Source organism: Actinacidiphila glaucinigra (assembly GCF_035918135.1).
GTDB lineage: Bacteria > Actinomycetota > Actinomycetes > Streptomycetales > Streptomycetaceae > Actinacidiphila > Actinacidiphila glaucinigra.
On sequence record NZ_CP109144.1, the window covers coordinates 154460 to 169235 of the forward strand.

Consider the following 14776-nt stretch of genomic DNA (forward strand, 5'->3'; position numbering starts at 1 on the left):
AGGAGCGCTGCCTCCAGTCCTGGTCCAGGCGGTCGGCCAGGCCCGCGGCGGTGAAGGCGGCCTCCAGGTCCTCGCGGCCCGCGGCCGACGGCAGCACCTGCCAGGCGGAGGAGGGGCCCGCGGAGGTGGGGGCGACATGCCTCTACGCGGTGTACGACCCGGTGTCCCGCCACTGCTCCATGGCCCGGGCAGGCCATCCCACGCCGCTGCTGGCCACTCCTGACGGAAAGGTCGACTCCCTGGAGGTGCCCGCCGGGCCCCCACTGGGGGTGGGCGGGCTGCCCTTCGAGGTGGCGGAGTTCGAGCTCCCAGAGGGCAGCGTCCTCGCCCTCTACACCGACGGCCTCGTTGAGGGCACTGATCGCAGCCCCGACGACCTACGTGCCGCTCTTCGCGATGTGTGCCGTCAGCAGAGCTTGGATCCGTTCTGCGACCGGCTCGTGCACCGTCTTGTGCCCGGGCATCGCACAGACGATGCAGCTCTGCTCCTCGCGCGAACCCAGGCACTGGATGCCACCCAGGTCGTCACCTGGGAACTGACCAATGATCCCGTCGCGGTCGCTCACACCCGCGAACTGGTGCGCGACACACTCGCCGCCTGGGGCCTGGAGCACGCCGCCTTCACGACCGAATTGGTGGTCAGTGAGCTGGTGACCAACGCCATCCGATACGGCCGTCCCCCGGTCGTCCTGCGATTGATCCATGAATCCGAGCTCATCTGCGAGGTCACGGACGCCAGCAGTACCGCTCCGCACTTGCGGCGCGCACGACTCTTCGACGAGGGAGGCCGTGGTCTGTTCATCGTCGCTCAACTCGCGCAGCGCTGGGGCACCCGCCACACACGGACGGGCAAGACCATCTGGGCCGAGCTGCCCCTACCGACGTCAGCAGCCGACGGCACCGACCAGTGACGGCCGGGCACGGCAGCAAACAACGCCACGGCGCCGTCGGGGCGGACCGCCCGGCCAAATGAGATGCCCTCTTACAGCGCCGTACCGGCGTACATCTCCTGCATGCCCTCGCCCTTCGGGTGGACCTGATCGACGGCAATGGGCTGCAACAGCCGCTTGGGCTTCGTCAGGGCCCGGCTGACCGGGTCCGCCGGATGCGGATCAAGTCCTGGACCGGGCACCATCAGGATGTCTTCGACCGGTACGACGGTTGCGCAGGCCGGGCACTCACTTCGCTTCCCGCGACGAGGTCGTCATTGCCACCAAGGTGCGCGGAGCCATGCGCCCGGGGCCGAACGGCAGCGGCCTGTCCCGAAAGGCGATCTTCACCGAGGTCGATGCCAGCCTCACCCGCCTGGGCACCGACTACATCGACCTCTACCAGATCCACCGCCTGGACCTGGAAGTGCCGATCGAGGAAACTCTCGAGGCCCTGCAAGTCGTGGTGAAGTCCGGCAAGGTCCGCTACATCGGCGCCTCCTCCATGTACGCCTGGCAGTTCAGCAAGGCCCTCCACCTGCAGACGATGAACGGCTGGGCACGGTTTGTGTCCATGCAGGACCACTACAACCTGCTGAACCGCGAAGAAGAGCGCGAGATGCTGCCCCTGTGCGCCGACCAGGGGATCGGAGTGATCCCCTGGAGCCCGCTGGCCCGCGGGCGCCTCACCCGGGATTGGGACACGGTCACCGACCGTTCCTCCGCCGACCCCTTTGGCAACACCCTGTACGACGCCACCAAGGCCGCCGACAAGGCCGTGGTGGAGAAGGTCGCCTCGATCGCCGCAGCGCGAGGCATTACCCGGGCGCAGGTCGCGCTGGCATGGCTGCTGCGCAACCCAGTGATCTCGGCTCCGATCGTCGGTGCGGGCAAGCCCCGCCACCTTGAGGACGCCCTGGCGGCGCTGGACGTCAGCCTGACCGACGAAGAAGTGTCCGAACTCGAGGCACCCTATATTCCGCACCCGGCCATGGGGATTGCCTTCTGATCGGCTGGCCGCGCGTATGCGGCCCGCGGTCGGCGACCGCGGGCCGCATACGGGTGCGGGACACCTGCGATCGCCAGCTTCGGGCTACCAAGGCAAAGTTGGCCGGCCCGCAGGCCGAGTTCAAGGGCGATGCTATGAGAACAGGCCCGTGCGGGCGATCGCAGGTCCTTGTTCCACCCGAAATCGACATGCCCTGACACAACACTTCTTGACCCAGGGCCCCGGGCACCGCAGCGGCCGTACAGAGGCAGCTGTCGGAACCCGGGGCACCCCGGCACTGAACCGTTCCGGGTTCGATCGAGACTCTAGGTCGTGACTGTGACCTGGGGTTTCGTGGTCTCTCGGTAGTAGTAGTTGGTCTCGTACTCGGTGGGTGGGATGTGCCCGGTCTCACCGTGGAGTCGGCAGTGGCAGTACCTTGCGCTGGCAACCACCGCAGCGCGTGAAGGCCGGGCCAGGACTCCGCACGGGGAGCCCCGGTCCGGCCTCTGTATGGGGTCGGGAACGGCCTTCTGACACCAGGCAGCCGACCCTGCCTGGCTACTGACACGAGGCGGCACACGGCCGTGCAGCCGCTCGCGCCTGCCCGTCGGTCAGACGGCCGCAGGGGCGCCGAGCATCGCGGAAGCCTGCTGGAGCGGGCTGAGGGCGCGTGTGGGTGCGGTCTGGGGAAGGCCGCGGCAGGTGAAGCCCAGCTGGGTCATGGCCCGGAGGACTTCGCCGGCGCTGAAATCGCGTCGGTCTTGGCGGGTGATGACCTGGCCGACCTGTTTGACGGGGTAGGTGCGGCGGCCGATGGTCACGGACTCGCCAGTGACCGGCTCGGGCTTGACGCCCATCATGGATTTCAGGACGCCGCTCTTGGTGAGGTCGAACGGGAAGCGGGCGATGACACAGCGCATGATGCCTCACAGGGAGAAGAGGGGACGGTTCTGCCGCGGTGAGGCGGGTTCAGCGGGCAAGGGCGAGGACGCCGAGAGCGCTGCCTTGTTCATCGACGACGGGCAGGGCATCGAGCCGGCGGTAGCGCATGGCGTGCTCGGCTTCGGCCATCGTGGTCACGGGCGAGGTGAACGGCCCACGGTCGCCGAGGATGTCGCGCAGCTGGACCCGGTCGGTGTACGCGGAGCTGTCACGAACGGCGGTGAGCTGGGCCTGTGTGACCAGTCCGGTGCACAGGCCGTCGTCGTCGCAGATGAGCAGGTGCCCGACGCGGGCACTGGCCATGACGGACAGGGCCACCTCGACGGTCATGTCGTCACAGACCTGCGGTCCGGCGGTGTCCATGGCGTCGGCCACCGTCTTGTGCACGGGGGTGGCACTCGCCGAGCGGGGCTGCATCTGGACCAGCGTCAAAAGGTGCCTCCTGCAGAGATGGGTCAGCTTCCTGATCACGTGGTGCTCAGGCCGCCGCGTCAAAGGCGGACTGCCGCACGCTCACGCGGCGGGCACCCGAAGCGGGACTGCGCCGACCGCGGGAGGCCGCACTGCGCTTGCGTCGCTCGGGCGCCGACGCCGGCGCGGTGATGGTGACGGGGATGCCGGAGGGGGTCTGGGCGCCGGTGATCCGGTTGAGGGCTTCATCGCCGGAGCGGACCTGGGTGGTCTGGGGCACGATGCCGGCGGCGGCCATGAGGCGGGTCATGTCGCGGCGCTGGTTGGGAGTGACCAGGGTGACGACGCTGCCGGACTCGCCCGCGCGGGCCGTACGGCCGCCGCGGTGGAGGTAGTCCTTGTGGTCGGTCGGCGGGTCCACGTTGACGACGAGGTCGAGGTTGTCGACGTGGATGCCGCGGGCCGCGACGTTCGTGGCGACCAGCACGGTGACGTGCCCGGTCTTGAACTGCGCGAGGGTGCGGGTGCGCTGCGGCTGTGACTTCCCGCCGTGCAGGGCGGCCGCCCGTACTCCGCTGTTGAGGAGGTCCTGGGTGAGCCGGTCCACGGCGTGCTTGGTGTCCAGGAACATGATCACCCGGCCCTCGCGCGCCGCGATCTCCGTCGTCATCCGGTGCTTGTCGGTGCCGTGCACGTGCAGGACGTGGTGTTCCATCGTGGTGACCGCGCCGGCGGACGGGTCGACGGAGTGGACGACGGGGTCGGTGAGGTAGCGGCGGACCAGGAGGTCGACGTTGCGGTCCAAGGTCGCGGAGAACAGCATGCGCTGGCCCTCGGGGCGTACCTGGTCCAGGAGTGCGGTGACCTGCGGCATGAAGCCCATGTCGGCCATCTGGTCGGCCTCGTCGAGGACGGTGATCGCGACCTGGTTCAGCCGGCAGTCGCCGCGGTCGATGAGGTCCTTGAGGCGTCCGGGGGTGGCCACGACGACTTCGGTGCCACCCCGCAGCGCACCCGCCTGCTTGCCGATCGGCATCCCGCCGACGACGGTGGCCAGGCGCAGCTTCACCGCTCTGGCGTAGGGGGTGAGGGCATCGGTCACCTGCTGGGCGAGTTCCCGGGTGGGGACCAGAATCAGGGCCAGGGGCTGGCGGGGTTCGGCGCGCTGTCCGGCGGTTCGGGCCAGTAGGGCCAGGCCGAAGGCGAGGGTCTTGCCGGAGCCGGTCCGGCCGCGGCCCAGGACGTCGCGGCCCGCGAGGGTGTTCGGCAGGGTCGCGCCCTGGATCGGGAACGGCACCGCCACGCCCTGCGTGGTGAGCGCGGCCAGCAGCTCCCGGGGCATGTCGAGGTCGGCGAACGTCTCGACGGCGGGCAGTGCGGGAGTGATCGTTTTCGGCAGGGCGAACTCGCCCTGGACGGCTGCGGGCCGGCGGCCGTAGCCGCCCGAGCGGCTCGGACTCCCGGAACGGCTCGGGGCGGACGGCGCGAAGCGGCTGCCCCGAACCGCACCAGCGGCAGAGCCGAAAGCGGGGCCGCCGGTGCGGCGGCGGGTGCGGGAGGAGCGGTCGTTCGTACGTGTGGGGTTCATTCAGAACCTTCCTTGATACGGCACGTATCAAGGAATTCCCGCAGCGGGAGAGCAGCGCGGGGAATCACAAGAACGGCCTAAATGGAATGCGAAAGCGCATCTGGCCTGCGGTAGATCCAGTGCTGGGTGCAGGCAATGAAATCGGTGACTTCACGTGGGCGTGAATCCAGGACGTCGACGGGTGCAGCTCCGAAGAGGTGCGCGTCGGCGGGCAGGGGTTGTCCCACAGGTGACACCACTGTGGGACATGCCCGCAGATGGTGCCCGCACCCCTAGGGATTCGGGCATCAGCTACAAAATGGGCGCCAGCGTCAGGCGGGAACGATGTTCTCGGCCGTCGGACCCTTGGGGCTCTGCGCGATGTCGTAGGTGACCTTCTGGCCTTCGCGCAGCTCACCAATGCCCTGGGCGGCAATGTTCGAGAAGTGGGCGAACACGTCAGCGCCGCCACTGTCCTGCTCGATGAAGCCGAAACCCTTTGCCGCGTTGAACCACTTCACGGTGCCAGACGCCATGTCGAATCTCCTTTGGGGCAGTACACCAGCATCCGCACTGTACGGACACCGTGTCGCCGCGATGACGCCCCGCCCGGAAGAATGACCGGTATATAGAAACGTCTCCAGTGGCTGAAAAATACTCACGGAGGCGCTTGAAGTTTTGGGAACCGCGACTGCAAACTGAGCTCGACAGTAGCATGCCGTATCGGCCCGCGTACGCTGAATAACGTCACTCTGTTCATTGCGGGTAAAACTCTCCCCACGCCACGCGCTAAATCCTCGCCTCGCGGTCATAGATACTGGCCCGCCGGGAGCGGAGAGTTAAGGAAGATGGTTGCCGTTCGCCACTCGAAGGATCTTGCCTGCCGTGCCCGCGATCAACCCCCGACCTCGGGTGGCTGAGCACGGGAGGAGGAGTTGGGGCTGGGCCTCGCCGAGGCAGTCATGTGACTGCCAGGACGATGGCCGTGTAGTGCGCGGTGAAGGCGGCGATGGTAAGGGCGTGGAAGACCTCGTGGAAGCCGAACCAGGCCGGTGAAGGGTCAGGGCGCTTGAGTCCGTACACGACGGCGCCCGCGGTGTAGAGCAGGCCACCGGCGATGACGAGTACGACAACCGCGGTGCCGCCGGTGCGCGCGAAGTCGGGCAGGTAGAACACGGCCACCCAGCCCAGCACGATGTAGCACGGGGTGTACAGCCACCGGGGAGCCCCGATCCACAGCATGCGGAAGGCGATACCGGCCAAGGCGCCTGCCCACACCACGGCCAACAGCACCAGCTGCTGGCCCGCGGGCAGCAGCAGCACCGCCAACGGGGTGTACGTGCCGACGATGATCAGGAAGATGTTCGCGTGGTCCAGCCGCCGCAGTACCGCCTCCCCACGCGGACCCCACGTTCCGCGGTGGTAGACCGCGCTGGTACCGAACAGCAGGCAGGCCGACAGCGCGTACACCGAGCAGGCCGCAACCGCCGCGGCCGAGCGCGAAACGGCGATCAGGACGATGCCGCCGACCAGAGCGAGGGGGAACACGCCGGCGTGCAGCCAGCCGCGCATCCTCGGCTTCAGCGCAGCCGCCGCGCGCTCCACCCCGCCTTCCAGGCCGGCGGCGTTCCGCCCGGCAGTCAGCCGGCCGGTTGCGCCAACAGGCGCATCAGCCGCGGGCGTACGCAGGGCGTCTGGCGTTGTGCCGGGGCGAGGCTGGGACTCCCGCCCATGTGCCGGCGGCTGAGTATCTTCGGCGATCATGCGCTCATATTCTTGAGTCGGCGGAAGAATGCACGGCTCGGCACGTCGCCCCGGGACTGCGGGTCAGGTGTCGGGCCGGGACGCGGCGCGGCGGTATTCGGCGTTGATGCGCTGCGCTTCTGCGAGCTGGTCTTCGAGGATGACGATGCGGCAGGCGGCCTCGATGGGCATCCCCTGGTCGACAAGTTCCCGGGCGCGGGCCGCGATGCGCAACTGGTAGCGGGAGTAGCGGCGGTGGCCGCCTTCGGAGCGGAGCGGGGTGATCAGGCGGGCTTCGCCGATGGCGCGCAGGAAACCCTGGGTGGTGCCGAGCATCTCGGCAGCCCGTCCCATCGTGTAGGCGGGGTAGTCGTCGTCGTCGAGCCGGCTGAACGAGTCGTCTGCTGTCATTGCACCTCTCTGTGAACCGCGCTGAGGGGCCCTGGTGCCGTATGGCACCAGGGCCCCGAAGGAACTACTACACCATCTGCCGGCCCTGAAAGTACGCCGGCCTTCTGTTTCCGCCCACCCGACCGCAATGCTGCCGGGGGTGCGGGGACCGCGGATGCGTGACCGGAGACCACCTCACTATCGATGTCCTGCGGTACCCGGGCTCACGACTTCCGCCCGGGCGATCCTGATGGCGCTTCGCTCCTCCGTTCTTTCCTCGGGAATCAATCACTTACCTACTGCGGGTACTGCTCTCCTGCGTACTACTGGTGATGCGAACTGCTCAGTGACCTACCACAGCGCCACTGTCCGGCAGCCAGCCCCGTCGCCCGTCCTGCATCTGCTCTGGCTTGGAACCCCACTGCCGAACCTCCCGGCGCGCGCCCGCAGCCGACGCCTTCACCGAGGTACTGCTCACTGACTTCACTGCTGGGTACTGCGAACTGCACTTACAGGTACTGCTCACGGTGGCCCCTGATCACTGCGGGCCACCCGGTCCGGTCGCCAGTCCCGTCGCCGTCCTGCAACCGCTCTGGCTTCGGAACTCCACCACCGCACCGTCCTGCACACTGCAACTAGCTGTACTGCGGATACTGCTGACCGGCAGTTCGTCTCTGCCGGGCCCTCTGGCCCCTCTGGGCTACGAGAGAAACCATAACCACACCACCGCCCAATGTCTACTCCAGCCAACACAGATTTTTGGGCGCCGGCCGGTGAGGTAACCGGCGGCGACAGCAGCGTGGACAGGATGCGAGGCGTCGGCCCCGGCGGTCTGGTCCACGATCCCCCGACTACCGCACCCTGCCGCCATCCATGCGGTGATCCCGTCAACACCTGCACCTTGGCGCCGGGGAACGGCGGGACGTCGATCACCACCAGCCCCGGGACCGTGAGCTCCTGCCGCGGGTAGATGTACGGCGCCGCGATGCCGTTGACCGCCGCCAGCTCCTGCCACGACACGTTCAGGCGCCGGGCGATCGCCGCGATCGTGTCGTGCTCCCGCACCACGTACACGCCCGGGGTGCGTGCTCTCTGGCGGCCGCACGCCGGCGGGCCGCTTCGCTCCCCGTGAGGCTGACGCTCTGCAGGCCGGGGAAGGCGCCCGCAAGGTTCCGCGCCGCGGTGCCCGTCACGGCCCGCACGCCGGTCGACAGCGGCCCGGGCAGGGAGTCTGCCGCGGATCGCCGACGTACGTAGGCACGGCCGTGATCAACGGTGTCACCGTCACCCTAACCGCGACCGCGGGGTCCGCGCGCCGAGCAGGTCTTCCTGTCCCGGGACGAGGCCACGCTCGTTGCGCTGGGTCGAATCGCGGCCGGGGAAAGCCGGGCCCGACTGTATGTGACCCGCAGCGCGCAGAGGCCGGTGGCTGTAGTTGTGCCTGAGCGGCACGACGGGCGAGGTGGTGGTGACCGGGGGCGTCACAGTTCATGCCGACTCGCTCGCCGGGCAGGTCCGGCAGGACATGACGATGGTGGCTGCCCGGCACCAGACGCCGGCGACACCGCTGAGGCGCAGCGGTGGAAGCAGATGGGACGCGCGGTGGGGCAGCGGCCCCCTGCTCATGTCCGGCCCCAGCCCAGGCAGGCCACCGGCCAAACCCGCTCCGCCGCTATGGTGTTCAAACAAGCCGACGGCCACCGACGCATGACAGCTTGCGCCACCGGTAGCTTGCGACGCCGGCCGCGGGGCACCCCGCAAGGTCGCCCGCATGACAAGCTGTGCTTCCCACTGCCCGAGTCCAGGAGGTCACCATGACTGCAGCGTCTCCATCGCAAGAAGGTTCCGAGCCGGCTAACGCCGAGAGCCCTGCTTTGGCGCCTAACGAGGACGGCCAGTATGACCTGAAGGCCAAGTTTCGGGAGGCCCTGGCGCGCAAACGCGGCATGCAGGCGGAAGCCACGGCCCTCGCTGCGAACACCGACGCGTCGAAAGTCCGCGGCGCGCACGGCCCGACTGCCAGCCAGCGGTCGTTCCGACGCAAGAGCGGCGGCTGAGAGGTCGTCTTCGGTGGCGTTACGCGGCCTTCGGCCACGGGATGCTCACCACCGTGCGCCCCACCTGACCGTGAGCCAGTTCGGCACCGGTATCGACCTGTCAGTGTTCGGTGACGAGGTCAGCATCACGGTGCCCTACTGGCACATCGGCAACGGTGCTCGGCAAGCTCCTTGACCCCCGCCACCTCGGAAGACGGCGATCTCATCCGTCGAAGTGGCACCACTCGACCGTGGCAGCGGCCAGCGGTGCCAGAGCACTGCGGTGAGTCCCACCTGCCACGCTTCGAACTTGTTATCGCCTGCTTCGGTGACGTGCATGATGAGGCCGGGGGCCGCGTAGAAACGGACGGGGGCCCAAGGCCAGAAGGCTCGAAGCGGAACCGGGTGCAGCCCCTCGGTCTTAGCTGTCGGGAGGTGGACCCTTGATCAGCGCACTTCGTCGATGCCCCGAGTACATGAAGTTCGGTCGCACGTGACGGTTGAGCGCCCGCCCCCTTTCGAGCTGGGTGCGAGCGCTTCGTCTGGGCGCTGAACACGGGCGAGCAGGCCGAGGAGGTCCTGACGCAGCGCGCGGCAAAGCGGTCTCATCGAGGAGCGGCCGCAGACTCCGGCCTCAGGCCGTTTCGGCGTAGCGCTCTCCCGCGTACGCCCGGATGGCCGGGACGACCGCTTCCGCGCCTCCGGGCAGGCGGTCCAACCGGACCAGGGCGTAAGCCTGGTGGCCGTCGAGCAGGTAGCTGTGCGGGAGTTCCGTGGCGGTGCCCGGCAGCGGCCACACCACGACCCACGGCCGCGTGTCCCGGCTACCCGGATGCCGGGGGCCGACCGTGACAGCTGCGACCTGCGCCCAGGAGAAGTACTGCTCCTCTTCGGTGAATTCACGCATGCCGATCCCGGAGGGTCCGATCCGCAGCCGCAAGGGCCGGTGCCATCGCAGGAGGGACCGGCCGGCGAGGGGCCAGCAGGCGACGGCACCGCCCAGCGAGCAGAGCGCGACGACGGCTCCAACGCCCTCGGCGGTGTGGCTGATCATCAGCTCCCAGAAGGAGAACATGAGGACGGCGGCTGCCCCGGCCCATATCAGGGCCCAGGTACCGGCCTGGCGGGCGTCGGCGAAGACCTGCTCGCCGCCGGGCACATTCCGTTCGGCCCCCGACACAGTCACAGGGATCGGCGGCCGCACGGAGCGCGGGGCCGTCTCGAAACGGGCTCCGGCATGCTCGGCGAGTGCGGCGGTCAACTCGGAAACACTCTGATCCAGGTCCTTGCAGTCCACAAGGGTGTAGCGGATCCGGTCGTCACCGAAGGTCAGGTCGGCCTTGCGGCCGAGCGTCACGCCCGGTGCGGTCCACAGGGTCAGCCGCGCCTTGGGCGACGCGGGGAGCTCGTCGACGCTCTCGCTGGTGTTGGGGGTGTGCCAGAGGGAGACGGCGTCGATCTGCTCCCAGGCAAGCTCGGCATCGTGCAGCGTGATACCGAATCCGTCGACCCGCAGCCGGAAGGGCCGTTTCGCCTTGCGCAGATCGCCCAACCCACGGAAGACCGACACCACCGACAGGAACAGAACGAACCACGCGGCCATCGTGCTGTCGCTGCCGGCTGTCGTCCTGCCGTTCGTCCCAAGGTCGGCCAGCCACACCAGGGCGACCGCCATCACGACGATCCCCCAGACGAAGAACCGTCTGCCCCGCCGTCTCAGCGTCCACTCGACCGTGAATTCCATTGCCCCGCATTACCCCTCGTCATCCCACCCGGCACACCTATGGTGGGGCTCCGCATGCCCGGCACCGAGTCCCGACGACCCGGTGGTTGCCCAACCGTGACGCCCACGAGACAACACCGCCCGGCGGTCGCCCGGGCGGCTCCGGGCGTTCATCCCCGCGCCACCGCATCGTGGGTCGGTGCCGACTACGCCCGCGTCCAGCAGGCCCCACATCCCACGAGGGTGTGCTGATCGAAGGGGTTCTGGGCGCTTGAGCTGTCCGCTGGCTCGTGTGAGGTACTGGGGCGGCGCGACGGCTCGCCGGGAAGGTCCGTGATAATTCCGAACGCCTTGCCGACGAGCCACCCATGGTGGCGTCTACCCGGGATGGGTGCGGGAACTGCGCGAGTCCCCCACTGACGCCCGGTGACGCCGAGTTAGTTGGCCGCCCCGTTGCCGCGGTGCTGCAGAACACCTGTCAGCGCCTCGCGGACCAGCAGGCCGCCCTTCCTTGCCGCACTCGTCGAGCAGGAATCGGGCCCCTCACGTCACCGCGCGCCTCGCGCAGTTCCAGGCCGCCATCGCCAACTTCCAGCAGCGCGTGAACGCCGAGCCCCGCGCCTCGTCGGCCGCCAGATACTCTCCACTTGCGCCAGGGCTTTCGGGGCCCGGCGAGACCACGTACCCGCGGGTAGCCCGGCCACTGTCAGTGGCCCGGTCTGCCATCCGCGCCATGAATGTTCCCGAAGCACTCGCTGACCTGCGACGGCAGTACGACACGGCCCGAAAGACGATCAAAGCTCACCGCCGGGCGACGAAGACTCCTGTGCTGGAGTGAGCAACGCCGAAGTGGTGGCCGCCGCCCGCACCGCCCGTCCGGTGGTTGCCATGCACCTGGAAATGGTCCGCGGCGGTACCTGCCACGCCGCCTCGGACACCGGCATGATCCACGCCGGATCCGGCGGCCAGCTCGCCGCTGCGCAAGGCTCGGCCGCCACCGCGGGCGTGGTCGGCATGGCCGGAGGCGCACTGCTCGCCGTCAGCGGAGCGGCCTGGCTCCTGGGCATCCGCCGCCGAACGGCCGGGAAGAGCTAGAACCCGCGGAACGCCACCGGTCGGCCGCCGCTGTGATGACACTTTGCGGTCTGGGCGCGGCGGCCGCCGGCTGGCTGACGTGGACCACGCCACAACTGGGCGTCACCGACTCGGGCACCCTGCCCGCCAGCGTGCACCGCCCCGCCTCCGACGACCAAGATGCGTCGCCACCCACCCGCATCCATGGACCGGCCGGTCTCGACGCCGCCGTCGTACCCGTCGCCGCCAGGGCCGACGGTGCTCTTGACCTGCCGGAAAACCTTCACACCGGCGGATGGTGGGCACTGGGGGCCCCGCTGGGCGCGGCGACCGGCACGGTCTTGATCGCGGGCCATGTCGACAGCCGCAAAGACGGGCTGGGAACCTTTGCCGCCCTCCTCGACATACCCGTGGGAGGCCCCATCAGCGTGACAGGAGCGGACGCCAAGGTACGTCTCTACCGGGTCACCGCCCGGCGCACGTACCAGCAGGAGCATCTGCCACGTGACCTCTTCACACGCGCCGGCCCCCACCGGCTGGCTTTGATCACCTGCGCCGGACCCTACGACCGCGCGGCACGCCGCTACGAACGCAACCTCGTGCTGTACGCAACGCCGACCGAAGAACGCGCCCCCAGCCCACTTCGCCCAAGCCCGCAGGACCGGCTGGGCAAAGCGGCCCCGCCTGCTGTGCGCGACGGGGACAGAAGATGGAGCCCCAGTATCAGGATGCGCCGCGGCAGTGTCCGGGTCTTCCTGCTCGAGCGAGGGGCCGGATAGTGGTGTTGCCGCTCTCACACGGGGCAGGCCAAGCTGGGCAGCACGATCTGGTCGTGGTGCTGTCGGACAATTTCACTGCGTTCGGGTGCCAGCATCACAAGGCCCTGTGGGACGCCCAGTTGGAGCCACCACAATGAGCGGCTTACCAGCCATGGCGGCCTTTGCGAGTAGGCAGTGACGTTTTCTCAGCGAAATGATCTTCACGAAGCCGCGTGAACCACGCTGATCGTAAGCAGGTAGGACGAACTCGCCCCGGAGTCGGGCAGACGTGAAGCCCCTGGTAGGACGGTTCTCACCACAAGATCGTCCGCGTAACCAGAGGCCTCACGTTGATCACCTATGTTGCCATGCTCGATGTCCCGCGCCATGTCGTGGACCAGTTGTCCCGGCTGCTGGCCGCGCACCGGCGCCGGATCGGCACGCCGAGGGGCTCGCGGGCACTGGGGCCGTTCCGTCAGGCGGTGTTGGTGCTGCGCTGGTTCCGCGAGCGCGGCTGCGTGCACTGCCTGGCCCGGGACGCCGGCGTCTCCCAGGCCACCGGCTACCGCTACCTCCACGAAGGCATCGACGTCCTCGCCGGCCAGGCCCCCGACCTGCACGAGGTCCTGGACCGCTGCCGGCGCGAGGGCATGACCCACGTGGTCCTGGACGGCACCCTGATCAAGTCCGACCGTGTCGCCGGGGTCCGCGAGAACGGCAACGACCTGTGGTTCAGCCAGAAACACAAGGCGTTCGGCGGGAACGTGCAGTTCCTATCCGCCCCGGACGGCACCCCGCTGTGGGTCTCCGACGTCGAGCCCGGCTCCACTCCCGACATCACCGCCGCACGCATCCACGCACTTCCCGCGCTCTACAAGGCCGCGGCCGACGGCCTGCCCACCCTGGCCGACAAGGGCTACATCGGCGCCGGCATCGGCATCCACGTCCCCGTCCGACGCCCCAAGGGCCGCTCCGAACGGGCGCTGCACGCGGACACGCAAACCACGAATGCCCTGATCAGAGGCATTCGTGCGCTCGGCGAACGCGCCGCCGCCGAACTCAAGCAGCGCTGGCGGACCCTGCAGCACGTCACCCTCAGCCCCAGGAGGATCGGCGACATCGCCCGCGCCGCCCTCGTCCTCAACGAAAATTGGAAATGATCACCGTTGAGAAAACGTCAGTTTCCTGCTGAGCGTCTGATCGCTGGAGAGCCCCGTGTTCGTGAAGGCACGTGGCCGTGTTGGCGGACCGTACCAGTCATGGTGGCGGGAACGGTGTCCCAGCCTCGACGCCCAGCGGGACTTCGTCCGCTGAGCAAAGGTGGGTGCCCATGTTGCGCTCCATCATGCGCAGTGCAGCGTCGGCCAGGTCGCGATGGATGTGGGCGACAGCGTCTCTCGCGACGGTCGTCGGCAGGTGCCGGACGTGCGCGTCGAGTGCCGAGTACAGCACGCACTGCTCGGTGACCTGCCCGCACAGCACGAGATGGCGGACGTTCCGCCGGTCCAGGAGGTACTCCAGCGGGGTCTGGAAGAAGATCGAATGCCGGGCCTTGACGACGAACAGCGAGTCGGCGTCGGGCTTGACCGGTTCGACCAGGTCGGCATGCGGGCGAGCGAGTGCCATCTCGAGGATCTCGTCGTGATGGGAGCGCCAGCGTCCGTAATTGTCGTTGACGTAAATGACGTCCACACCGATCTCGCGAGCGCGTGAGATCAGCCTCCGTACGCCAGGGAGCGCCTCTCGCACAGATGGCAGCAGCAGTTCGGCGTCCTCGTGCTCATACGTGTTGATCATGTCGATCACGACGAGCGCGGTCGTTTTCTTGTCGTGCATTTGTTGCGGACCTCGATGGTTGCCGTGTCAGGCGGTCACTCCCCGGCGGCGTGCTGGGCCCGTACGCGGGGGGTGCAGAAAGCTCCGGACAGCGTCGTTGTTCCAGCATGCGGCCATCGAGACTGCATCGCAGGCTGGAGAAGTGGAATGCCGAGTGATCGTGTATCCGCCTTCGGAATGCCGCGGGCGCCGGGTCCGGCTGGATGAGCGCATCCTTGGCCTGGCCCACGGGCCCAGGGCCATTCTCGTCTTGCTGCGGCAGGCTGGCCTCAGGCCCCGAGTCAGGGACCTCTGGGAAGGGGAGCTGGTCGAATGGCGGGGCGGCGGCCCTGACCTTTGGTGATAGGCGGGCGGCGCGCCGCGCCGCCCGGCGCGC

General features: G+C 68.6%; 12 protein-coding genes and 3 pseudogenes. 6 read left to right on the forward strand and 9 right to left on the reverse strand.

Going from position 1 to position 14776, the window contains the following annotated elements; translation table 11 throughout:
* Window positions 1-107: 107 nt before the first annotated feature.
* A pseudogene (locus OIE69_RS00765) lies at window positions 108-911 on the forward strand (SpoIIE family protein phosphatase); the annotation flags it as partial.
* A gap of 71 nt (window positions 912-982) precedes the next feature.
* Here OIE69_RS00765 and OIE69_RS00770 read toward each other — a convergent pair.
* Window positions 983-1192 (reverse strand): annotated as a pseudogene (locus tag OIE69_RS00770) (hypothetical protein); the annotation flags it as partial.
* Here OIE69_RS00770 and OIE69_RS00775 point away from each other — a divergent pair.
* Window positions 1183-1938, forward strand: a pseudogene (locus OIE69_RS00775) (aldo/keto reductase); the annotation flags it as partial. The pseudogenes OIE69_RS00770 and OIE69_RS00775 overlap by 10 nt on opposite strands.
* A 593-nt stretch (window positions 1939-2531) precedes the next feature.
* On the opposite strand, the gene OIE69_RS00780 reads toward OIE69_RS00775, so the two are convergent.
* The 6 genes from OIE69_RS00780 to OIE69_RS00805 all read right to left on the reverse strand — a co-directional run bounded on the left by OIE69_RS00780 (window position 2532) and on the right by OIE69_RS00805 (window position 6994).
* On the reverse strand, window positions 2532-2840 hold the full coding sequence (locus OIE69_RS00780; protein WP_326569990.1) for an SCO5918 family protein: 309 nt from the start codon (window positions 2838-2840) through the stop codon (window positions 2532-2534).
* Between the two features lie 49 nt (window positions 2841-2889).
* A complete protein-coding gene (locus tag OIE69_RS00785) occupies window positions 2890-3294 on the reverse strand; it encodes a CBS domain-containing protein (protein ID WP_326569991.1) in 405 nt (134 codons plus the stop codon).
* 46 nt (window positions 3295-3340) lie between these two features.
* Window positions 3341-4861 (reverse strand): DEAD/DEAH box helicase, encoded by a 1521-nt coding sequence (locus tag OIE69_RS00790; RefSeq protein ID WP_326569992.1) that lies wholly within the window; start codon window positions 4859-4861, stop codon window positions 3341-3343.
* A gap of 311 nt (window positions 4862-5172) precedes the next feature.
* Window positions 5173-5376, reverse strand: a complete 204-nt coding sequence (locus tag OIE69_RS00795; protein WP_326569993.1) for a cold-shock protein — start codon at window positions 5374-5376, stop codon at window positions 5173-5175.
* A 424-nt stretch (window positions 5377-5800) separates the two neighbouring features.
* A complete protein-coding gene (gene trhA / locus OIE69_RS00800) occupies window positions 5801-6604 on the reverse strand; it encodes a PAQR family membrane homeostasis protein TrhA (RefSeq protein WP_326569994.1) in 804 nt (267 codons plus the stop codon).
* 63 nt (window positions 6605-6667) lie between these two features.
* Window positions 6668-6994 (reverse strand): helix-turn-helix domain-containing protein, encoded by a 327-nt coding sequence (locus OIE69_RS00805; protein WP_326569995.1) that lies wholly within the window; start codon window positions 6992-6994, stop codon window positions 6668-6670.
* Window positions 6995-8787: 1793 nt separating this feature from the next.
* Here OIE69_RS00805 and OIE69_RS00810 point away from each other — a divergent pair.
* Window positions 8788-9030 (forward strand): DUF5302 domain-containing protein, encoded by a 243-nt coding sequence (locus tag OIE69_RS00810; protein ID WP_326569996.1) that lies wholly within the window; start codon window positions 8788-8790, stop codon window positions 9028-9030.
* A gap of 613 nt (window positions 9031-9643) precedes the next feature.
* Here the strand turns inward: OIE69_RS00810 and OIE69_RS00815 are convergent.
* Complete coding sequence (locus tag OIE69_RS00815) at window positions 9644-10753, reverse strand: hypothetical protein (protein WP_326569997.1); 1110 nt, start codon at window positions 10751-10753, stop codon at window positions 9644-9646.
* Window positions 10754-11566: 813 nt separating this feature from the next.
* Between OIE69_RS00815 and OIE69_RS00820 the strand changes: the two genes are divergently transcribed.
* The 3 genes from OIE69_RS00820 to OIE69_RS00830 all read left to right on the forward strand — a co-directional run bounded on the left by OIE69_RS00820 (window position 11567) and on the right by OIE69_RS00830 (window position 13724).
* A complete protein-coding gene (locus tag OIE69_RS00820; RefSeq protein ID WP_326569998.1) occupies window positions 11567-11827 on the forward strand; it encodes a hypothetical protein in 261 nt (86 codons plus the stop codon).
* A gap of 35 nt (window positions 11828-11862) precedes the next feature.
* A complete protein-coding gene (locus OIE69_RS00825) occupies window positions 11863-12585 on the forward strand; it encodes a class F sortase (protein ID WP_326580880.1) in 723 nt (240 codons plus the stop codon).
* Between the two features lie 329 nt (window positions 12586-12914).
* On the forward strand, window positions 12915-13724 hold the full coding sequence (locus OIE69_RS00830) for a transposase family protein (RefSeq protein ID WP_326569999.1): 810 nt from the start codon (window positions 12915-12917) through the stop codon (window positions 13722-13724).
* A gap of 97 nt (window positions 13725-13821) precedes the next feature.
* Here the strand turns inward: OIE69_RS00830 and OIE69_RS00835 are convergent, their stop codons facing one another.
* The gene (locus OIE69_RS00835; RefSeq protein ID WP_326570000.1) at window positions 13822-14400 is read right to left on the reverse strand and encodes a cysteine hydrolase family protein; all 579 of its coding nucleotides are present in this window, start codon (window positions 14398-14400) and stop codon (window positions 13822-13824) included.
* Between the last annotated feature and the right edge of the window lie 376 nt (window positions 14401-14776).